The 21143-nt window shown below is 34.5% G+C and carries 18 protein-coding genes; 5 read left to right on the forward strand and 13 right to left on the reverse strand.

Annotated features, from left to right (window positions below; translation table 11 throughout):
• Window positions 1-37: 37 nt before the first annotated feature.
• The 10 genes from AC1Q7L_RS19000 to AC1Q7L_RS19045 form a co-directional block, all read right to left on the reverse strand.
• Window positions 38-1810 (reverse strand): amidohydrolase, encoded by a 1773-nt coding sequence (locus AC1Q7L_RS19000; protein ID WP_492307345.1) that lies wholly within the window; start codon window positions 1808-1810, stop codon window positions 38-40.
• 66 nt (window positions 1811-1876) lie between these two features.
• Window positions 1877-2566, reverse strand: coding sequence for a hydrolase (locus tag AC1Q7L_RS19005; protein ID WP_259111595.1), 690 nt, complete (start codon window positions 2564-2566; stop codon window positions 1877-1879).
• Window positions 2567-2931: 365 nt separating this feature from the next.
• On the reverse strand, window positions 2932-3807 hold the full coding sequence (locus tag AC1Q7L_RS19010; protein WP_492307344.1) for a pirin family protein: 876 nt from the start codon (window positions 3805-3807) through the stop codon (window positions 2932-2934).
• Window positions 3808-4339: 532 nt separating this feature from the next.
• Window positions 4340-4918 carry a Crp/Fnr family transcriptional regulator gene (locus AC1Q7L_RS19015; RefSeq protein ID WP_492307343.1) on the reverse strand — a complete coding sequence of 193 codons (579 nt, stop codon included), beginning with the start codon at window positions 4916-4918 and terminating at the stop codon, window positions 4340-4342.
• A gap of 9 nt (window positions 4919-4927) precedes the next feature.
• Window positions 4928-5239, reverse strand: a complete 312-nt coding sequence (locus AC1Q7L_RS19020; protein WP_492307342.1) for a hypothetical protein — start codon at window positions 5237-5239, stop codon at window positions 4928-4930.
• 17 nt (window positions 5240-5256) lie between these two features.
• On the reverse strand, window positions 5257-6867 hold the full coding sequence (locus tag AC1Q7L_RS19025) for a Na+/H+ antiporter (protein WP_492307341.1): 1611 nt from the start codon (window positions 6865-6867) through the stop codon (window positions 5257-5259).
• Window positions 6868-7170: 303 nt separating this feature from the next.
• On the reverse strand, window positions 7171-7797 hold the full coding sequence (locus AC1Q7L_RS19030) for an alpha/beta hydrolase (protein WP_492307340.1): 627 nt from the start codon (window positions 7795-7797) through the stop codon (window positions 7171-7173).
• A gap of 4 nt (window positions 7798-7801) precedes the next feature.
• Window positions 7802-8755 carry a VOC family protein gene (locus AC1Q7L_RS19035; RefSeq protein WP_492307339.1) on the reverse strand — a complete coding sequence of 318 codons (954 nt, stop codon included), beginning with the start codon at window positions 8753-8755 and terminating at the stop codon, window positions 7802-7804.
• 72 nt (window positions 8756-8827) lie between these two features.
• Entirely contained in the window at window positions 8828-9124 is a 297-nt protein-coding gene (locus AC1Q7L_RS19040; protein WP_410693966.1) for a GNAT family N-acetyltransferase, read from the reverse strand.
• A 61-nt stretch (window positions 9125-9185) separates the two neighbouring features.
• Window positions 9186-10118, reverse strand: a complete 933-nt coding sequence (locus AC1Q7L_RS19045) for a ring-cleaving dioxygenase (RefSeq protein WP_492307338.1) — start codon at window positions 10116-10118, stop codon at window positions 9186-9188.
• Between the two features lie 589 nt (window positions 10119-10707).
• On the opposite strand from AC1Q7L_RS19045, the gene AC1Q7L_RS19050 reads away from it, so the two are divergent.
• The 5 genes from AC1Q7L_RS19050 to AC1Q7L_RS19070 all read left to right on the forward strand — a co-directional run bounded on the left by AC1Q7L_RS19050 (window position 10708) and on the right by AC1Q7L_RS19070 (window position 17007).
• Entirely contained in the window at window positions 10708-11706 is a 999-nt protein-coding gene (locus AC1Q7L_RS19050; protein WP_492307337.1) for an EamA family transporter, read from the forward strand.
• 17 nt (window positions 11707-11723) lie between these two features.
• Window positions 11724-12752, forward strand: coding sequence for a methionine ABC transporter ATP-binding protein (locus AC1Q7L_RS19055; RefSeq protein ID WP_492307336.1), 1029 nt, complete (start codon window positions 11724-11726; stop codon window positions 12750-12752).
• Window positions 12745-13401, forward strand: coding sequence for a methionine ABC transporter permease MetI (gene metI / locus AC1Q7L_RS19060; RefSeq protein WP_492307335.1), 657 nt, complete (start codon window positions 12745-12747; stop codon window positions 13399-13401). The genes AC1Q7L_RS19055 and metI overlap by 8 nt, the downstream gene beginning before the upstream one ends.
• A 211-nt stretch (window positions 13402-13612) precedes the next feature.
• Entirely contained in the window at window positions 13613-14422 is an 810-nt protein-coding gene (gene metQ, locus AC1Q7L_RS19065) for a methionine ABC transporter substrate-binding lipoprotein MetQ (RefSeq protein ID WP_492307334.1), read from the forward strand.
• A gap of 323 nt (window positions 14423-14745) precedes the next feature.
• Window positions 14746-17007 (forward strand): glycoside hydrolase family 3 C-terminal domain-containing protein, encoded by a 2262-nt coding sequence (locus AC1Q7L_RS19070; RefSeq protein WP_492307333.1) that lies wholly within the window; start codon window positions 14746-14748, stop codon window positions 17005-17007.
• A 362-nt stretch (window positions 17008-17369) separates the two neighbouring features.
• On the opposite strand, the gene AC1Q7L_RS19075 is transcribed toward AC1Q7L_RS19070, so the two are convergent.
• From AC1Q7L_RS19075 to AC1Q7L_RS19085, 3 genes are all read right to left on the reverse strand, one after another.
• On the reverse strand, window positions 17370-19532 hold the full coding sequence (locus AC1Q7L_RS19075) for an outer membrane beta-barrel protein (protein WP_492307332.1): 2163 nt from the start codon (window positions 19530-19532) through the stop codon (window positions 17370-17372).
• Window positions 19533-19753: 221 nt separating this feature from the next.
• Window positions 19754-20314 carry a DUF2652 domain-containing protein gene (locus AC1Q7L_RS19080; RefSeq protein ID WP_492307331.1) on the reverse strand — a complete coding sequence of 187 codons (561 nt, stop codon included), beginning with the start codon at window positions 20312-20314 and terminating at the stop codon, window positions 19754-19756.
• An 81-nt stretch (window positions 20315-20395) separates the two neighbouring features.
• Complete coding sequence (locus AC1Q7L_RS19085; RefSeq protein ID WP_492307330.1) at window positions 20396-21142, reverse strand: metallophosphoesterase; 747 nt, start codon at window positions 21140-21142, stop codon at window positions 20396-20398.
• Window position 21143 lies beyond the last annotated feature (1 nt).

A 21143-nucleotide genomic window follows, 5' to 3' on the forward strand; every position in this document is an offset into this window, starting at 1 on the left:
ATGGTGGCGAAATATTATTTAGTTAAAATATAAATGATTATTTGGTTTGATAACCTCCGTAATATTTTACAGGTGACCATTCCGGAAGTACGGGCAATGAAGCGGGAGCAACGTTTTTGTAAGATTCGTCTCCGTATACTACTTTTCCGTCTACGATGGTTAATTTTGAAGTAATGTTTTTGATTTCCTCTTCATTAACCGTGAAATAATCTTTATCTAAAATCGTAAGATCTGCAAAATATCCTTTCTGAATTTTTCCTTTTTCGTAGTCTTTTATCAATTCATATCCTCCATATGTAGAAAGTGATAAAGCTGTTTTTCTGTCGAGTGTATTTTCTTTTGCCATCACCTGAGTTCCACCGATTGTTTTTCCTGAAGTGATCCAGTATAAAGCAACCCAGGGATTGTAGCTCGCGACTCTTGTTCCGTCTGTTCCCAATCCTACAGGAATTCCCATTTCAAGCATTTTCTTTACAGGAGGAGAAGCTAATGCGGCTTTTTTACCGTAACGGTGAATAAAACTCTCACCCTGATATGCCATTCTGTGCTGTACAGCGATACCTCCGCCCAATGCTTTGATTCGTTTCATATTCTCTTCTGTCACAGTTTCTGCATGATCAATAAACCAAACCAGTCCGTTCAGAGGATTTTCCTTATTCACTTCTTCAATGACATTCAAAAATCTCGTAATGCTTTCATTGTAGGTAGCATGAATTCTGAAAGGCCATTTTTTTGTCACCAAAAGACTGACTACCTCTTTCATGCTTTTTTCCATGGTATTGGGAAGCTCAGGTCTCGGAAAAAGGAAGTTTTCAAAATCTGCTCCGTCAGAAACCAGGTTTTCACCGCCCCCGTTTACGTGATAATCAATATCATTAAAATCATTATGTCCGTGATCATCAATTTCTACCATTCCTGTCCATTTTGTATAATCCGCCAGTTCAGAGCCTTTCTTCTGAGCAAACAGATAATAAGGCAGACGAACGGTAATTTTTCCTTCCTTATTCAGTTTATCTGTTGTACCGTAGTCGTCGGGGAAATTCTGAAAACCACCTCCCGCATCCATTACAGCGGTTACTCCAAGACGATTCAGTTCTGTCATATACTGAAGGGTAGAATTTTCTTTTTCAGCTTCTGTCAGCTCTGGTAATTTTGCCAACGTTGAATACAGAATAAAAGCATTGGGTTCTGCCACCAATAAACCTGTAGGGTCGCCGTTGTTATCTTTTTCAATTAATCCCTGCATCGGGTTTGGCGTATCTCCGTTGATATTTAATTCTTTCAGACCGGCTTTGTTCAGCCAGGCTTTTCCATAGAGATACATCACGAAAGCCGGAACACTGCCTGTCGCTTCGTTGATCTCTGCTAAAGTCGGAAGTCTTTTTTCTTCAAACTGATATTCATTCCAGCCTCCGATTACTCTTACCCACTGTCCTTTCGGAGTTCTCTGAGCCTGCTCTTTCAACATTTCCAATGCTCTTTTCAGAGTTTTCACGCCATCCCAGCGGAGTTCTATATTATAAAATCTTCCGCCGCGAATCACATGCAAATGACTGTCAAATAATCCGGGAATTACTCTGTTTCCTTTTGCATCGATGATTTTCGTGCTCTTTCCTTTTAATTTTAAAATTTCAGCATTTGTTCCTGTCTGAAAAATTTTATGGTCTCTAATAGCAACCGCCTGAACTTCCGGATTTTTGTCATCCATAGTGGTAATTTTTCCGTTGGTTACAATTAAATCAGCCTGTTGAGCGTTCAATAATCCTGTGCCTAGAATCAGAGAGAATATAAGTTTGTTGAATGATTTCATGATGATTATGATTTATAATTTGAAGAAAACAGCAGGTCTGTTTCAACCTGCTTTGGTATTATTTTTTTAGTGTTTAAGCATATCCTGAGCATACTGAATACCCAATCCGTAAGCACCTCCGTACTTTTTCATCAAATCATTCACTGGTTTGTATGTTTCTTTTCTTGACCAGTCTCTCTGTAATTCAAGGACATACTGAACTGAAGTAATTGGGTGTGCTCCAGCCTGAACCATACGCGTAATCGACTGATCATGAGCTTCTTTTGAAATATCACCTGAAGCATCGGTAACCACATATACTTCATATCCTTCATCGATTGCTGATAAAACAGGACCTACAATACATACACTTGTCCACAACCCTGCAAAAACCAGTTTCTTTTTATTTTTTCCTGTGATCGCTTTGTGAGCATTGATGTCTTCCCAAGTATTCATCGTTGTTCTGTCTACATAACCGCTGGTTGCTTCCGGGTAAACTTCAGAAATTTCAGGGAAAACAGGTCCTGCAAATGATTTTTCTGCTACTGTTGTAACGACTGTCGGAATATTGAAGATTTTTGATCCGCCTGCGATTAAGGCTACATTATTTCTCAGTTCTTCCATGCTGATGCTTTTTGTTGCGAAAGCCATCTGCCCTTCATGATCAATTAATACTAAGGCATGGTTGGTAGGGTTTAATAATCCTTTTCCCGGTTTTTGAGCTGATGCTACAAATGAAAGTAAAACTGCTGCGAATGTTAAAATTAAGTTTTTCATAATGTTTAATTTTTAAATGTTGTTTGTTTATTTATTGTATTGATTTTTAAAACTTATTGAAGTATTTGTTTGATTTTGATATGACAAATTTAGGGCGATCAGAAACCCTGCACATTTAACTAGTTTAATAAATCACGTGATTGTAGAAAAATGTTGAATATTTTCACATTTAATATTAAAGTAGAAATATCTCCAAAATAAAACCATTAAATATATTAATATAAACTACTTCAAATCATACACTTAAATCATAAACAATAATGAAAATTTAGAATACAGTCAATCAAAAAAATAGGCTCAGATTATAAAACCCAAGCCTATTTTTTCAACTATTTAATTCTCACAAAAGTGATCGTTTAATTTTATTACATTGTCATTGGTACTTCCATCAATAATATTTCTGTACCTTCTGTTGTTGCTTTAATATTCAAATTTGAAATGTCCCAAACTCCAAAACCGTCTCTCGTTTCCAATTGCTGACCTTCGATCTCTGCGCTTCCTTTTAAGATAAAAGCATAGACTCCATTTCCTTTTTTCTTGATTTGATAATTGGTTTCGATCATATTTTCAAAATTCCCTAAATGAAACCAAGCATCCTGATGGATCCAAACTCCTTCGTCATAAGCATTCGGAGATAATATTTGCTGGAATTTGTTTTTGCTTTTTGTTTTATCTAAAGTAATTTGATCATATCTCGGCGTTACATTTCTCTTATTTGGATAAACCCAGATTTGAAGAAATTTAACCTCGCTATCAGTATTTTTATTGAATTCGCTGTGCATAATTCCCGTTCCGGCGCTCATCACCTGGATATCTCCACTTTTGATAATAGCAGAATTTCCCATGCTGTCTTTATGCTCCAAATCGCCTTCTAATGGAATACTGATAATTTCCATATTATCATGAGGATGTGTTCCGAAACCTCTTCCAGCTTCTACTTTATCATCATTAAAGACTCTCAAAACACCGAAATGCATTCTTTCTGGATTGTGGTAATTCGCAAAACTAAAAGTATGATTACTTACCAACCATCCATGATCTGCCTTACCTCTTGAATCTGCTTTATGAATAACTGAATTATCTTTGATTTTTGACTCAGGATTAGGTAAATGATTGTATCCGATCGGTTCTAGCGGCTCAATTTCGTCAATCTCATTTTTCATGGTATTTCCCAGTGAAGCTGATGCTACAAACATTCCTGTTCCTAGTAAACCTTTCTTTAAAAAATCTTTTCTGTCCATATCTGTTAATTATTTTTTTGATTTTGATAGGACAAATTTAGGGAGAGGGAAAATGCTGTGCATTTAACTAGTTTAATAAATTGCTTTTTAAAGTATTTTTTTGATTCTATTTTTGTTGGAATACACAAAGGCGCAAGGTGTTATTTATAATGTATAGATAAGACGCAAGGATTTTATCTGCGATAAAATTAATTATGGATAATTTGCTAAAAATCTCTGATTTTCTTGCGCCTTAAAAACGTTTTTAATTATAAAGCTTTGCGCCTTTGCGTATTCCAACCAATTAAATTTCTTTTGTCTTGAAATCGAAGATTCGACGTAGTCAAACAAAAGAAAGAAAAATTCAAGACTTGGAAACTTCCGCTAAAAAATAATTAAGTTTTGGCTAAAGCCAATTATGGAATGTATACTTTTTAAACGGGCTAAAGCCCGTTTCTATTGATAGGAAATTGGTCGTTATTTATGAAAATAGTTGTAGAATTGAGGTTTAAAAATCAGCTCCATTTGTAAAATGAAGGAAACAAAACCATTTCTATTTTGAAGCTAATCTCTTTCGGATTGTGCTCACGAATTCTTTTGAAACCCCAAGGTAAGAAGCAATATAATACTGCGGAACTCTTTGCGGAATTGTGGGATATACTTTTACAAATTCTAAATATCGGTCTGATGCACTTTTCGAAATAGTATTCACCAAACGGTTTTGAAGGGTTGATAAATTTCGTTGCACCAACATCCTGAAAACTCTTTCGAATTTTGGATATTCTTTTAATAGTTTTTCTTTTGCAGTGGGAGTCAGCATATAAATTTCTGAATCTTCCAATGTTTCGATATACAATTTGGATGGTTTTTGTTCCTGAAATGATGCAATATCACTCGTCCACCAATCTTCAATGGCGAATAAAATCGTGACTTCGAAACCGTTATCATCAAGATAATACACTCTAACACAACCTTTCTGAATATAGCCTTCAAACTGGCAAACCTCTCCTTCTCTTAATAAAACTGTTTTCTTTGGAAAAGTCTCGCAAGTGAGTAAATCTGTGAAAAATTTTTCTTCGTCTTGACTAAGATTGATGAATCGTGTTACGTTTTTGATGATATTTTCGAACATAAATTAAGTTTACAGCTGCAAATTAGGGAAAAGTGCGTAAACTTCGTTCTTTAAAAGTCCACTTCCTCCGCCATAATGGTCGATTACCTTAACTTCTTGATCCAAATTTTCACAAAAAGCTTTAATATCTTTTTCAAATTGCTCTTCTAAACCTGAACTTAAAAGAACAATATCTACCTGATTTTCTTTGAGATAATCATAGCAAAGCAATTCTTCACTTTTAATTTCGGCTTTCCAGCCTTCATTATTTTCTATGATTCTTTTTAAAGTATCCAATATTTCCTGATTTTTTCCGATAACTAGGAATTGTAATGTTTTCATTGTGTATTTTGTTGTTTTTAAAAATGTTTAGTTCCCGTGATTTTCAACTCATTTAAATCTAATTGAGATTCTGCTTTTCGGATCTCGTCATCACTGAAAAATTTCTCTCTTTTCATCGTAAATAATTCCTTTCTCTGCATGGCAAAAATATCAAGCATAATCTGATGGTATTCTTTCAAATCATTTTGCCTGTTGGAACACATTTCCAATGAACTCAAGTGCCCTTTTTGCAATTTGATATCGTTTTGTAAACTGTCCTTGAAATTTTCGACTAAACTATTGCTTGTTAAACCCTTTTCATATTTTTCATTTAATCTGTCAACTGCCAGACTATCTAATCTTATCTGAATTCCAGCCTGTTGCTCGTGAGAAGGTAAAATATCATCAATTTCGCCGATTTTGGTTAATTTAATAATCAAAGGAAGTGTCAAACCTTGAAAAACTAAAGTCACAAAAATCACAATGAACGTAATGAAGATAATTAAATTTCTCATCGGAAATTCGATCTGATCATTCATCATCACAGGAATTGATAAAGCTGTTGCCAGAGAAACTACTCCACGCATTCCTGCCCAACCGATAATCAAAGGATTTTTCCACCCAGGACTTGGATCTCTTCGTACTTTTTTACTCAACCATCTCGGAATATGTGCCACCGGATAAATCCACAACAGACGTACAACAATGACGATTAAACTAATAATTAAACCATATTTGATTCCTTCCATTAAAGAAGTTTCACCCAATCCATTGATAATATCTGGAAGTTCAAGCCCGATCAATACAAAAACTAATGCATTCATCACAAAAATCAATGTATTCCAAACGCCTGTCATATTGATTCTTGTTGTTCCTGTTTTAAAAATTTCATGTGAACGGAAAGACATGAATAGTCCACCACTTACGACCGCCATTACTCCCGAAAAATGAAAATGTTCAGCGCTCAGAAATAAAATATAAGGCGTCATTACTGTTAAAGCCGCATCTATGGCCGGAGTTGTCGGCAAAAATTTGTGAATAGCATAGAAAATGTGGGCACCTACAATTCCTACCACGATTCCCATTCCGGCAACGAGAAAAAATTGTCCAGTTGCTTCTTGCATTGAAAAAGCTCCTGTAGTGACTGCTACTAAAGCAAATCGGAAAACAATTAATGATGACGCATCGTTGATCAAACTTTCTCCTTCCAGCATCGCAAGGGTTCTTTTTGGGACTTTTAAGCCTTTTAAAACTGTTGTTGCAGCAACTGCATCAGGTGGAGAAACAATTCCTCCCAACAAAAAACCTAATGCCAAAGTAAACCCCGGAATTAAAGATTGAGAAGCAAAAGCTACAACAATAGACGTCAGGAATACCAACCCGAAAGCCATTAATGAAATTGTTCGTTTCCATTTCCAGAAATCATTCCAAGACGTGTACCAAGCTGCTTCGTATAAAAGTGGTGGTAAAAAAATCAGGAAAATAATCTCCGGATCCAATTTTAAAATCGGAACTCCCGGAATTAAACTGATTCCCAATCCTGCCAATACCAAGAATATGGGATAAGCAATTTTGATGCGTTGCGCCAGCATCACGAGGAGCATGACGAGTAGTAAAAGTCCTAGTATTAAAAGTAAATCTTCGTGCATAGTTAGTTTTTTTAATCTTCTTTTGTCTATTTCATTTTTTATAATTTACATATGAAATGACATTCTTTTTTTCTCGCTGTAAATTCTTTATTAAAATTTCTTTTGTCTTGAAACAAAAGAAACAAAAATTCAAGACTTAGAAACTGAATGCTAAAAATAAATTCTGTTCTCTAAAAATTCTAAAACTTGCGCGAATTTATGGTTTGTTCTTCGATTCAAAATTTGTCTCGCGCTTCAAACAGTAGAATTTTCTTAACGTTCACAGAATTTATTTTCTTAACGCTTCAGTTTCCTATGTCGATTTTAATTGTGTTTAAAAATAATTGAATTCGCTAATTCCATTTCTTCCTGATTGATTGAATGACCAAAGTTAGCGTAAACTTTTTCGGTAACATCGGCATTCATTTCTCTTAAAATATTGGCTGTAGCATACACTCTTTCCACAGGAACATGAAAATCAGGATTGCTCGTTCCCAAGAAAATTGGAGTCTGGGCAAAGTCTCCTTTATAGTTTTCACGATTGATTTTATCACCAATGACTCCACCAATAATTGCTACTGCTCCACCGAATTTTTGTGCATTTCGGGCTAAAAATTCCAAAGTAAGACAAGCGCCTTGAGAAAATCCGAAAAAGTAAATATTTTCTGGTTTAATTCCTGAATCTAAAGCATTTTTCACTGTTTCATCAATAGTTTCAATTGCCGATGATAACCATGGTTCGTTTTGTTCTACAAGAGCAATAAATGAAAGAGGATACCAACTTCCATTCGTTGCCTGTGGTGCCAATATTGCGTAATCTTCAACGTTTAAATGTTGTGATAAACTCAAAATATCTTGTGCACTTCCACCTCGGCCATGAATCATAATTAAAGCTTTTTCGGCTTGGTCTAAAGGTTTTCCTGCTGTTTTTATATCTAAAATGTGGTTCATTATCTTATCTGTATTTTTCTGTTGGATAATTAATTTTTGGAAGAACGTCGATCAAATGTTCTCTTTTTTCTTCAAACTTTTCCGGAAGCATTAAATCTTCACCCAAAGAGGCCAATTCTTCATCGATATCGAATCCCGGACCTGAAGTCGCAATTTCAAATAAAACACCTCCCGGTTCTTTAAAATATACGGAAGTGAAGTATTTTCTGTCTTTCACTTCGGTATGTTCCAAGCCGAATTTGTTTAATTTTTCAATCATTTCAAGCTGTGATTGTGCATCGGGCGTCGCAAACGCAACGTGGTGAACGGTTCCTCTTCCAGCCAGACCTTTCAAAGCATTTGGAGTGCAAACCAAATCAACATATTTTCCGGGCTGATCATCTGTCCCGAATCTGAATCTGTCTGAACTTTCAGCAATTAATTTGTGATCCATTTGGGTTGTCAACAAAGCTGCCGTCCTTTCATAAGCATCCAACCAGATTTCTACGTGATGGATTCCTTTGATGGCATAATCTTTTGGGATAAATCCGTTATAGTAGCCTTTTCGGTTATCTTTATCATTAAAAACCAATTCTAATCCTAATCCGTCAAAATCTTCAAGGTAAATAAAAGCTTCACCGGAAAACCTTTGCTGTGGCTGTTTGTAAGGAATATTAAATTGATCAAGTCGATTCAACCAATAATCTAATGCATCTATTGAAATTGAAAATGCTGTTGTATTCAACATTCCTTTACCATGTCTGCCGTTTACCAAGCCTTTTCCATAGGGGAAAGTAGTCATAATCGTTCCAGGAGTTCCAAATTCGTCCCCAAAATAGAAGTGATAAACATCGGAATAATCAAAATTGACCGTCTTTTTTATCAATCGAAGTCCTAAAACTCCAGTGTAGAAGTCTATATTTTCCTGTGCATCGCCTGTGATGGCTGTAACGTGGTGAAGTCCTGTTATAAGTGGCATTTTCTTTAGTTTTTAGTTATTGGTTTCTGGTTGTTTGCTTTGATGGTTGGTGTAAGGTTTAAAGAATCTTATTTACAATTCTTCTTTCAACCAAACGTCATTATATTCTTCCGGATTGCGTTTGAATTGTGCATGAACATATGGACACAACGGTACAATTTTAAGCTCATTTTCTCTTGCGTAGGAAACCAGTTTTTCTAATAATATTTTTGCAAAACCTTTTCCTGCGTATTCTTCATTAACTTCTGTATGATAAACGGTTAATTTTTTTCCGATTACCGAGATATCCATTTTTCCTGCTTTGTTATCGTCTGAGAAAAGTTGAACTTCTCCTTTTACGTTTCCTAAAACTACTTCTGTTCTTTCCATTGTTTTTGATTTTTTAATTAATAATTTAAAGGTAAGACCTTTGATAAAACTGTGTAATGATCTATGATAACTTCGGTAAAACCCCAACTATTTTATCACGTAATCCTTCGTGTTGTTTTGGAAGTTTTAAACTTGTTCCCAACTCATTTAAAGGTTCGTCAACAGTAAATCCAGGGTTATCAGTTGCAATTTCGAATAAAACTCCACCTGGCTCACGGAAATATAATGAGTAGAAATAATCTCTGTCGATTTTTGGAGTGATATTCAATCCTGCTGACATTACTTTTTCGCGATATTCCATCAAAACATTGTCATCTTTCACTCTAAAAGCGATGTGGTGATTGGTTCCCGCGGCATTTCTTCCTGCTACAATTTTATCGTTTTGAATAATATCAATCAAATTTGCAGTTTCTATTGAATCTGTTGCGAAACGGAATCTTTCACCTTCCTGTTTTTGAAGATTATATCCTAAAATATCTGTCAACACTTTGATCGTTGGATCTGCTTTTTTCAATGTTAAAGTCACATTGTGGAAACCTTTTAAAGCATTTTCATCTTTAATATCATCGGTTGTCCAAACTTTTCTGTCGTCCGGAGTTGATGACTCGATAAACTGTAATTGTAAACCATCCGGATCTTTAAATGAAATTAATTTTTCACCAAAAATTTCACCTTCTTCAACGTTTACATTGAACTGTTGAAAACGGTTTTTCCAAAACTCCAAGCTTCCTTTTGGAACTGAATATCCGATGTGTGTTGCCAAGCCACTCCCGTTTGTTCCCTTCCCAATTCCTTCCCAAGGAAAGAAAGTTAAAATCGTTCCCGGAGTTCCGGTTTCGTTTCCGAAATAAAAGTGGTACGTTCCCGGATCATCAAAGTTTACCGTTTTCTTTACCAATCTCAGTCCTAAAACCTGAGTATAAAAATCAAAATTTCTTTTTGCGTTGTCAGCAATTGCTGTTATGTGGTGTAATCCTAAAATTCTATTTTCCATGTTTTCTATTGTTTTATTTTGATATGACAAATTTAGGGTGATGAGAAATGCTGCACATTTAACTAGTTTAATAAATGATGTTTTTTGAAAATTTAGAATTTGTGAAAATTATAATATTGGTTTGCTATTTTGATTAAAATGATAAAACAAAGAATCTATCATATAAAGAGAGATTCTTCCTTCGTCAGAATGACAACTAAGTGCTCATTTCTTAATAAAATACTTCTATAAACTCTGAATTAAATATAATTAACAGTAAATCACTTCATATAAAAAACTAACAATCAATAATTTAAATATTTAAATCAAAATTAATTTCAAAAAGTCTATTATTTTAGTAGACTAATAAAAATATATGTTTTATATTTGCACCATATTAATGAACAAAAAATAAAATGAAGACAGAATTAAAATATAATTCTCTACAGAAACATAACATCAATATGATGATGATGGATTGCTGTATGCCTATGTTTCATCAAAATTTCTGTGGTTGACCTTACTTTTATATGACATATTTTTAAAGGCCTTACCACGTTGTAGGGCCTTTTTTATTTCAAAAAAACAACATCAAAAAACATAACTAACAATGACTCACTCTAAAAATAACTGGCTGATCCCGATTGCATTTACGAATATTTATGTAATCTGGGGAATTACATTTTTAGCAATCTCTTTCGGGTTAAAAGGATTTCCTCCTTTTATACTTTCTGGTTTTAGATTTTTAGCAGCGGGAATATTAATGTTGGGCTATCTTACCGCAAAAGGTGAAAAAGCCAATTCTGTGATTAACTGGCGAAAAAACGGCATCACAGGAATTTTAATTCTTACCGGAGGAACCGGACTTGTAGCCTGGGGCGAACAATACGTCACCGCTTCCGAAGCTGCGATCACCATTGCAACGGGGCCATTTTGGTTCATCGCGATTGATAAGAAAAACTGGAAATACTATTTCTCGGATAAATTTATTCCGATAGGTTTAGCGATAGGTTTTATTGGGTTGATTTTGTTTCTAAAAGGAAGTGTTAATTCTAACGCTCATCACTCAACCGTAAGTGAATCTGTTAGAATCACGGCATTTATTGTCTTAGCAATAAGTTCAGTAACATGGGTTTTGGGATCTTTATATTCTAAGAAAAATCCGGCGAGCCACTCTACTTTTATGAATATTGCGCAACAGCTGATCATTGCAGGAATTGCATCTTTCATCATTGCTTTTTTCAGAAAAGAATGGAATCATTTTTCGATCACAGGAATTCCATTATCAGCATGGCTGGGGTTACTATTTTTGATTTTCTTCGGATCTATTGTCGCATATCTTTCCTATATCTGGCTGTTATCTGTAAAACCGGCAGCTTTGGTAAGTACGCACACCTATATAAATCCAATCGTAACGGTGATTTCTGGCTGGATTATTGCTAATCAAACGATCAACGGAAGCCAGTTATATGGTTTATCAGTCATATTAATTGGAGTTCTCCTTACTAATATTACCAAATATTTCAAACTTTCAAAACGATCGAAAGTAAAAATCAGAAGAGTGATAAGACACGTGAACAGAAATAGCAGACCTTATCAACCTATATAAAAGTTTTAAGTAAAAAAATGATAGAAATAAAGAACATCTCAAAAACATTTCATCAGAAAAAGCAGTCTTTTAAGGCGCTTGATGATGTAAGTATAAATGTTGAACAAGGAGATATTGTAGGAATCATCGGTTTTTCCGGAGCAGGGAAAAGTACCCTGATAAGAATAGTGAATTTATTGGAAAAACCAGATCAGGGACAAATTATTATTAATGGAAATGATTTTACGAAATTAAATTCAAGACAATTAGCAAAAGAGCGAAAAAAAATCGGGATGATTTTCCAGCATTTTAATCTGCTTTCTTCAAGAACCGTTTTTGAAAATGTGGCGCTTCCTTTAGAATTAGATAACAATAATAAATCGGACATTCAAAATAAAGTAAACGAATTACTGAAAATCGTAGGATTGGAAGACAAAGCCAACGATTATCCTAAAAGTCTTTCGGGCGGACAAAAACAAAGAGTTGCCATCGCAAGAGCGCTTGCAAACGATCCGTATCTCCTGCTTTGTGACGAAGCAACAAGTGCGTTGGATCCTGCGACAACTCAATCAATTTTACAGTTATTGAGGGATATTAATCAAAGGTTGGGAATTACCATTTTATTGATTACTCACGAAATGGAAGTTATCAAATCGATCTGTAACCACGTCGCAGTGATAGACAAAGGAAAACTTTTAGCCAAAGGAACTTTAAGCGAGATCATCTCTAATAAAAACAATCCGATCATCAAACAATTTTTAAACTCAGGTGTTATGACTATACCGCAAGAACTTAATAAAAAACTACAAAAAGACCCACAAGCGGGATTATTTCCACTTGTTGAAATCGAAATTGACGAACATATATCTGTTGAAAATCTTCTTTCAATAATCTATGACAAATATAAAATTCCATACAAGCTTTTGAAAGCTGATGTAGAATATCTTGGTGATTCAAATTTCGGGAAATTATTATTGCAACTTCAAGGGGAAGAAGAAGAAAACCAAAAAGCAATCTATTATTTTAATCAGAATAAAATTCAAAATACAGTAAAAGGTTATGCTTAGTGATACGGTAATTTCGCTTTTGTCGAAAGGAGTTTGGGAAACAATTTATATGACTTTTGTTTCAGGATTTTTTGGATTTGTTTTAGGTCTTCCTCTCGGGATTCTTTTATTTATGACAAGAAAAGGGCAACTTTTGGAAAATGTATATTATAACAGGATTTTATCTGTTTTGGTTAATATTTTCCGTTCCATTCCTTTCATTATTTTGATTGTTTGGATGATTCCTTTCACAAGAACTTTGGTGGGAACATCTATTGGAGTAAATGCAGCATTGGTTCCGTTAAGTATTGGTGCAGCGCCATTTATTGCAAGATTAGTTGAAAACAGTTTACTTGAAGTTCCGGCCGGTTTAATTGAAACTGCCAGAGCTTTAGGTGCTACTCCATTTCAAATCATTAAAAAAGTTTTGCTTCCCGAAGCACTTCCGTCATTAATTAACAATGCAACTATCACTTTGATCACCTTAGTCGGATATTCTGCAATGGGCGGAGCTGTTGGTGCAGGCGGATTGGGACAAATTGGTTACCAATATGGATACATTGGCTATGATGCTGTTATTATGAATCTTGTATTAGGTTTATTGGTGGCTATCGTGTTTATCATTCAGTTTTCGGGTGATAAATTGGCGAAAATATTTGATCACCGTTGAGTTTAGTTAAACGCAAAGGTGCAAAAAATAAATAATAAATGTTTTAAGGCGCAAGGATTTTATCTTCGATAAAATTGATTGTGTATACAAAATCTAGTGTTTTATATTGAAAATCTAAGATTTTCTTGCGCCTTAAATCCGCATAAAGATTAGAAACCTTTGCGCCTTTGCGTTTAAAACAAAAAAATATAATTAAAGAAAATAATTTACAATGAAAAAAATAAAGATTTTAAGCTTTCTAGCAGCTGGTTTGCTGTTATTCACAGCTTGTAATTCACCAAAAAAAGAAGATCCGAATTTCATTAAAGTCGGTATCACATCAGGTCCGGAACAGGAAATTGCCGAAGTAGCAAAAAAAGTTGCTAAAGAAAAATACAACCTTGAAGTTGAGCTCGTTTCTTTCAATGATTATGTAGTTCCAAATGAAGCGCTGAATAATGGAGATATTGATGCTAATGCTTTTCAGCACGCACCTTATTTAAATGAGCAATCAAAACAGAGAGGGTATAAATTGTCCATTGTCGGAAATACTTTCCTTTATCCGATCGTGGCGTATTCAAAAAAGATTAAAAATATCAACGAGCTTCAAAACGGAAGTACGATTGTTATCCCAAATGATCCTACAAATGGTGGCCGCTCATTGCTTCTTTTACAGAAAAACGGATTAGTAAAATTAAAAGAAGGAATTGGTTTACTGCCTAAAGTCACCGACATTGTTGATAACCCTAAACAGCTAAAAATTGTAGAAATCGAAGCTCCACAATTGCCAAGAGTTTTGGATGATAAAGAAGTTGTAATTGCGATTATTAATAACAATTTTGCAGCTCAGGCTGGATTGGATGAAACTAAATTCGGGATTTTTAAAGAAGATAAAGATTCTCCTTATGTAAATCTTGTGGTTTCAAGAGAGGATAATAAAAACGATGAAAAGGTTAAAAATTTCCTGAAAGCTTATCAATCTGACGAAGTTGTGAAGAAAGCCGAAGAAATTTTCAAAGGCGGAGCTGTTAAAGGTTGGTAGCGAAAAGGTCAATTGTGAGTAGTCAATAAGTCAATTTTTCCATAATACTGTAAAATTAGCGATTGACACTTCAGAATTGACCATTCACATTACACATATTCTATTATTATATACCGAGGCATCGTTTTAGAAATTTATTTTCCAAAATGATGCTTTTTTTATTTGAACCTAATTTTTTTCCAAAACTTACTTCAGTTAAAAACCTGCATATTTTTAATTAATAATTGATTATAAATAACCATTTATGCAAAAATTATATTTTCTCAATTTGAGATAATAAATATTTTCCTTAATTTTGTTACGAATCAATAAAAAGGTTTTTTATGTTAAAGAAAACTGCCATCGTAAGTTTATTCACTCTTATTTCTGCTTATTCTATGGCTCAAAATACAACTCTACCCGTTTATTTGGATGAATCCAAACCAGTTGAACAACGCGTTCAGGATGCGCTTTCCAGAATGACGTTGGAAGAAAAAGTGGCGATGCTTCACGCACAGTCGAAGTTCAGTTCTCCCGGAGTTCCAAGATTGGGAATTCCTGAATTCTGGACAACAGACGGCCCTCACGGTGTACGTCCCGAAGTAATGTGGGACGAATGGAACCAAGCCGGCTGGACGAACGACTCTATCATCGCCTACCCTGCTCTGACCGCTCTTTCCGCTACATGGAATAAAAAAATGTCATGGAATTACGGTAAAGCTCTTGGTGAAGAAGCCCGTTACAGAAAGAAAGATATCCTTTTGGGGCCTGGAGTAAACATTTACAGAACACCCTTGAACGGAAGAAATTTCGAATACATGGGTGAAGATCCTTATTTAACCTCAAAAATGGTTGTTCCTTACATTAAAGGTGTGCAATCAAACGGTGTGGCGACTTCTGTGAAACATTATGCTCTTAATAATCAGGAAATGTTCCGCCATACAAGCAATGTGAAAATTGATGACAGAACTTTGTATGAGATTTATCTTCCGCCTTTCAAAGCTGCGGTTACAGAAGGAGAGTCTTGGACCATCATGGGTGCTTACGACATGTACAAAGGTCAGTATGCAAGCCAAAATCAATATCTTTTAAATGATATTTTAAAAGGAGAATGGAAATACAAAGGCGTTGTCGTTTCCGATTGGGGAGCCGTAAACAATACTGAACAAGCCATCCACAATGGATTGGATCTTGAATTCGGAAGCTGGACAAACGGACTTTCTGCAGGAACAAAAAATGCGTACGATAATTACTATTTAGCAAAACCTTATTTAGATCTGATTAAATCAGGAAAAGTCGGCACAAAAGAACTTGACGATAAAGTAACAAGGCTTTTAAATCTTGCCTACAAAACGACAATGAACCGAAACAAACCTTTCGGAAATGTAGCTTCTGAGGAACATAAAGCTGTTGCTAAAGAAATCGGTGAAGAAGGTATTGTTTTATTGAAAAATCAAGGAAACGTTCTTCCAATCGATATTAATAAGGCTAAAAAAATTGCTGTTATCGGTGAAAATGCCATTAAAATCATGACTGTTGGCGGTGGTTCATCTTCATTAAAAGTGAAATATGAAACCCTACCTTTAGACGGAATTAAAGCAAGATTCGGGAAACAATCTGATGTGCAATATGCAAGAGGATATGTTGGAGATATTGGCGGAGAATATAATGGCGTAAAATCTGGACAAGACTTAAAAGACACTCGTTCTGAAGCAGAATTATTAAATGAAGCTGTAGAATTGGCAAAAAAATCTGACTATGTAATTTTCGTTGGCGGATTAAATAAAGCCGACTTCCAGGACAGCGAAGGAAACGACAGAAAAAGCTACGGATTACCTTACAATCAGGATAATGTGATTGCTGCTTTGGCTAAAGCAAATAAAAATCTTGCTGTAGTTCTGGTTTCAGGAAATGCAGTGGCAATGCCTTGGGTAAAGGAGGTTCCGACAATTATTCAGTCTTGGTATTTGGGTTCTGAAGCAGGTAATTCTATCGCTTCCGTGTTGGCAGGTGACGCCAATCCATCAGGAAAATTGCCATTTTCTTTCCCCGTGAAGCTGGAAGATAATTCTGCTCATACACTAGGAGAATATCCTGGAAATAAGGAAGAACTGGCTGCCGGAAAAGGAAAAGATCAGCAAAATCCAATCAATATTACTTATAATGAAGGAATTTTTGTTGGATACCGTTGGCATGACACAAAAAAGATCAAACCTTTATTCAGTTTTGGTCATGGTTTAAGCTATACAACATTCGAATTTGGAAAGGCTAAAGCTGATAAAACAACAATTTCTCAAGACGATAAAATCACATTCAAGGTTTCTGTTAAAAACACAGGAAAAAAAGCCGGTGCTGAGGTTGCTCAATTGTATATTTCTGATTTAAAATCTTCTGTTGAAAGACCTACAAAAGAATTAAAAGGTTTTGAAAAAGTATTTTTAAATCCCGGAGAAGAAAAAGAAGTGACTTTTACAATTGATAAAACAGCGTTGAGTTTCTTTGATGCAGCGAAACACGACTGGGTTGCAGAACCGGGAGATTTTGAAGCGTTAATCGGAAATTCTTCTGATGCGATTAAAACAAAAGTGAAGTTTACGTTGAAGTAAGCAATTTCATTATTAAAAATAAAATGTAAAGCTCAGATTCTGATTGGAATCTGAGCTTTTTCATTAATAAAATAACACATCATCTTTGTCATTCTGGAAGAATCTCAACAGCTATACTTAAAAGCTAAATATAGATTCCTACGGAATGACAAACTAAATGAATAAGTAATAGTAGAGGTTTTCAAAGGCTTGAGTTCATTTTAAATTTTGGCTAAAGCCTAAGTTGTTATGTAAAAGAAAAGCGGACTAAAGTCCGCTCCTATTTATCAAATGATACTATCAACAATTTTAATCTAAATCAAAAAAAGTGACCGAATTACTTCTGTCACTTTTAAATTGAAAATATTTTAGACTAAAAAAAATTACTTTCCGCCACCTCCGTTTTTCTCAACATCGGTTTTGGTATTGTCTTTTACTTTTTGGTTTCCGAAACGTTTTACGAAGGTAAGAGAAACTCCGTACCAATCAGATTGTGAGGAGTTTTTGAAAGTTCCTTTTGGACTGAAAGTCGTAGAATCAAAATTAGGTCTCTGGAAAATATTCATTAGCTGTACACTGGCTTCCATCTGTGTTTTCGGGAAAATCTTGGTTATCGAAATATTGTGGAAAATGTTTGTTCTGTTGGCCAAAGAATTTCCATTATTCTGATTAGCAAGTTCAACCCAAGCACTCAAATTAATGTTTTTATTAAACAGATTGGTGTATGACAGATTGGTAGAGCCACCCCAATAGCTGATATAACTTTTAGGACCTGAACCATCTTCTTTAATAAGTCCGTTCTTTTTATTAAAATCGCTGTTATCAATATAATACCATCCGAAACCTACATTTACGCTCAGTTTATTTTTAAGAAAAGTTTGATTGGTACTTGCAAAAAGATAGTATTTTTCTACTTTTCCAGGGAAATTTCCGGGATATGAAACTGTTTTATTATTTTCTTCATCATAGGTTGTCCAGTAATCCTGTTTTGTAAACATGTACCTTGCAGAAAGGAAATATTTCTTAAAAACGCCTAGTTTCATGACCACTCTGTCGCTTGGATTGGGCTCCAGATCCATATTTCCTCGTGTATAAATTCCGTCATTATTGGGAACAAGAAACGGATTAAATTCCGAGTACCAAGGACGCCAAATATTTCGGTTATAGGTTACACTCAGATCATATTTATCAGAGAAAGAATATTTTAACAATAAATTAGGCAAAAAAGTTCCATAGGAATCTTTTCTGTAAGTTCCGGCTACGTCTTCACGTACTTTAAAATCGATGTGTTCGTAACGAAGTCCTATTCTCGTTTCTAACTTTTTAAAGAAAGTTTTACTATAATTTGCATAAAGGGAATTAATATTATCACTATAACGGAAAATATCATTTGTACGAAGGTCGATGTCAAGATTATTTCCATAAAGACTGTTTGGAATAACGTTATTATTAAAATCCATTTTTCCGCCAACTTCAAATGTAGCTCCCGATTTTCCTAACGGCTGCGTGTAGTCTACTTTCAGATAGTAATTTCGCATCTCATTATTAGAATTAATTCCTAATTCATTCGCTATAGGATTCGTACTGATATCTTTCACAAAAAAGCTGTTATCTTCCTGAGAATTGTAATTAGTTCCGACGTTAATATCTAAAATTTTATTTTTCTCTTTGTCGTAATATTTATAAAAAAGGTTGGTTCCTACCGTTCGGTTAAGCCCGTTTGAACTTTGATTTTGGATATAAGAATCTTGAAGACCATCCTTATTAAAATTCATTCCGCTTGCATCAGAAGTAGAAGATGTCTTGCTTTGGTAATATTCAAGAATAAGTCCGATATTGTTTTTATCATTCAGTTCAAACTCGGAAGTTGAGGAAAGAGACGGACTTCTATTTTTATAGATGCTTTCACTTTCTATCTGGGTAATTTTATTGTTTTCATACAATGTATTGAAGATCGAGTTTTGCTGAACATAGGTATTATCACTATAGCTACCAATCACCGTTTGGGTGAATTTTTTCTTGTGATAATTAAGATTCAGATTGGTATATTGTGAGTTCTTTCTATTTTGTCTGTTATTGAAGGTAGCGCTTCCTTTCAATCCTTCATCATCACGCTTTTTTAGGACGATATTGATGACAGATCCAGCGCTTTCATAACGTGAAGACGGACTTGTAATGACTTCGATTTTCAAAAGATTATCTGCGGGAATGGTCGCAAGATATTCCTTTAATTCTTTGCCTTTAAAAACAGATTTTCTGTCGTTGATGTATACTGTTACGGATTCTCCTTCCGCTTTTATTGCGTCATTATTGTCAATGCTCACCAAAGGTGTCATTCTAAGTACATCCCAGGTTGTATTTCCTGCAACGATCGAGCTGTTGGCAACATTAAAAATCGTTCTGTCAACCTTAGATTCTACGGTAGGTTTTTTGGCAGTGATAACAACAGCTTCTATATCTTTTCCTTTAATGGTATCTTTTTTCGCGGTCTGGGCAAAAACTAAGGAACCTATTAATAAAGCGATTGGAGCTAATAATATTTTCATGTAAAAATTGAGTTTCATGTATAAGACACTTATCATTGAAGTTATGTTACACCAAATCGTGAAAAAAATTCAGGCTTATTGAAATTCACTTTTACGTTATAAAAACACAAAGATTAGTTACTGTAAAATATTAATAAAGAATAGATAAAATTAACATCTTTAAAACAAAAAACGTCCAAATTTATTCGAACGTCTGTAATAAGAAATTTGTAAAGAAAAATTTAAATATGCTGTTTTATTTTTTCAAAATACTGAATAACACCCACCTCCGGTAAATATAACTGACCATTAGCACCGTTCTCAAAATCATTCGTCTTATCCAGAAAAGAATTGCTGAATAAGGCATAAGAAGGCTGTCCTGCAAAGTTATTTTTAAGTAATTGATGGGCTTCTACTACCGTTGGACCGTACAATTTCTTGAAATTTCCGAGAGTATATTGTGAAAATTTACCATAATTAACAATGAATTTTAATGACAAATCGATGGAAGTATTCAAAACTTCGCTTAACTCTTTCACTTTTCTGTTAAAAGCATTCCTCATTTTATTAAGCAATTTTGAAACAGTTTGAATCGATGGTTTCGAATCATATTTATAAAATAAAATAGCATCACCCTCGATCTCAGAAATATCAAAATGTTGATCATTCACCTCCAACAAAGTGGAAAGTAACTCTCTTACAATATATTGACCTGTATACAATTTTGTATTGAATACAAATTCTGTAAACCCATTGAAGTCTGGAATGAGTATAATTCCCTCGTGTATATTTGTATTTTTCATGATGATAATTTTTAAAAACCTGCTTCATCGTAATAGACGCAACAGATTTTATTTTACTTTAACATCATCTTAAAATTTTAATTAAATCTCAATCATCAATTCTTTATCGTAGCCATTGTATTTTTCATCGATATAACCATGAGGATTACAAATGATCTCCGTTTCTCCAATTTTATATCTGCAAGGCGTGTGAATATGTCCATGAATCCAATATAAAGGTTGATGTTCTGTAATAAAATCTTCAAGGTTTGAGGCATATGCTGAGGTTATCGGATCTTTTTTATACTGCTCGGGAACAGACTGAATACTTGGCGCATGATGAGTAACCACAATATTTTTCAACCCTTTTGAATTCTCAAGGCTTTCCTGTAACCATAATTTTGAAAATTGATGAATTTTAAAAGTATCAATTGTTCTTAATTTTGAATAAGAAGGATCGCGTGTTATCTTTTTATAATCATTCATTTTGGGCTGACAGATCATCCCGTAATGCATTGGATTTCCGAATATTGAAAAATCTGTCCACAATGTTGCGCCATGAAAACGAATTCCATCAATATCTACGAAAGAATCTTCAAGCACAAAAACATTGGAATCTTGAGCAGCAGACTTTATTTTATTCAACGTTTTTGGGTAAGAACCTTTATAATATTCATGATTTCCCAACACGTAAATTACGGGTTTGTGTGGAATTTTAGTTTTTATCCATTCAATTCCTTTTGTTCCCAAATTTACATCGCCAGCGAGTACGACCAAATCAGCATTATCAAAAAACAGATCGGTTAATCCAAATTCTTGGTGCAAGTCGCTGATGATTTGTATTTTCATT

The sequence above is a fragment of the Chryseobacterium sp. GW823-FHT05E08 genome, from assembly GCF_058795655.1.

Bases quoted from the DNA above. Each gene is read 5' to 3' on its own strand.
- metI (WP_492307335.1), top strand. From the start codon at position 12,745: ATGCTTAGTGATACGGTAATTTCGCTTTTGTCGAAAGGAGTTTGGGAA.
- AC1Q7L_RS19070 (WP_492307333.1), top strand. From the start codon at position 14,746: ATGTTAAAGAAAACTGCCATCGTAAGTTTATTCACTCTTATTTCTGCT.
- AC1Q7L_RS19015 (WP_492307343.1), bottom strand. From the start codon at position 4,918: ATGTTCGAAAATATCATCAAAAACGTAACACGATTCATCAATCTTAGT.
- AC1Q7L_RS19085 (WP_492307330.1), bottom strand. From the start codon at position 21,142: ATGAAAATACAAATCATCAGCGACTTGCACCAAGAATTTGGATTAACC.
- AC1Q7L_RS19055 (WP_492307336.1), top strand. From the start codon at position 11,724: ATGATAGAAATAAAGAACATCTCAAAAACATTTCATCAGAAAAAGCAG.
- metQ (WP_492307334.1), top strand. From the start codon at position 13,613: ATGAAAAAAATAAAGATTTTAAGCTTTCTAGCAGCTGGTTTGCTGTTA.
- AC1Q7L_RS19035 (WP_492307339.1), bottom strand. From the start codon at position 8,755: ATGCCACTTATAACAGGACTTCACCACGTTACAGCCATCACAGGCGAT.
- AC1Q7L_RS19075 (WP_492307332.1), bottom strand. From the start codon at position 19,532: ATGAAAATATTATTAGCTCCAATCGCTTTATTAATAGGTTCCTTAGTT.
- AC1Q7L_RS19020 (WP_492307342.1), bottom strand. From the start codon at position 5,239: ATGAAAACATTACAATTCCTAGTTATCGGAAAAAATCAGGAAATATTG.
- AC1Q7L_RS19000 (WP_492307345.1), bottom strand. From the start codon at position 1,810: ATGAAATCATTCAACAAACTTATATTCTCTCTGATTCTAGGCACAGGA.
- AC1Q7L_RS19050 (WP_492307337.1), top strand. From the start codon at position 10,708: ATGACTCACTCTAAAAATAACTGGCTGATCCCGATTGCATTTACGAAT.
- AC1Q7L_RS19025 (WP_492307341.1), bottom strand. From the start codon at position 6,867: ATGCACGAAGATTTACTTTTAATACTAGGACTTTTACTACTCGTCATG.
- AC1Q7L_RS19045 (WP_492307338.1), bottom strand. From the start codon at position 10,118: ATGGAAAATAGAATTTTAGGATTACACCACATAACAGCAATTGCTGAC.
- AC1Q7L_RS19040 (WP_410693966.1), bottom strand. From the start codon at position 9,124: ATGGAAAGAACAGAAGTAGTTTTAGGAAACGTAAAAGGAGAAGTTCAA.
- AC1Q7L_RS19080 (WP_492307331.1), bottom strand. From the start codon at position 20,314: ATGAAAAATACAAATATACACGAGGGAATTATACTCATTCCAGACTTC.
- AC1Q7L_RS19010 (WP_492307344.1), bottom strand. From the start codon at position 3,807: ATGGACAGAAAAGATTTTTTAAAGAAAGGTTTACTAGGAACAGGAATG.
- AC1Q7L_RS19005 (WP_259111595.1), bottom strand. From the start codon at position 2,566: ATGAAAAACTTAATTTTAACATTCGCAGCAGTTTTACTTTCATTTGTA.
- AC1Q7L_RS19030 (WP_492307340.1), bottom strand. From the start codon at position 7,797: ATGAACCACATTTTAGATATAAAAACAGCAGGAAAACCTTTAGACCAA.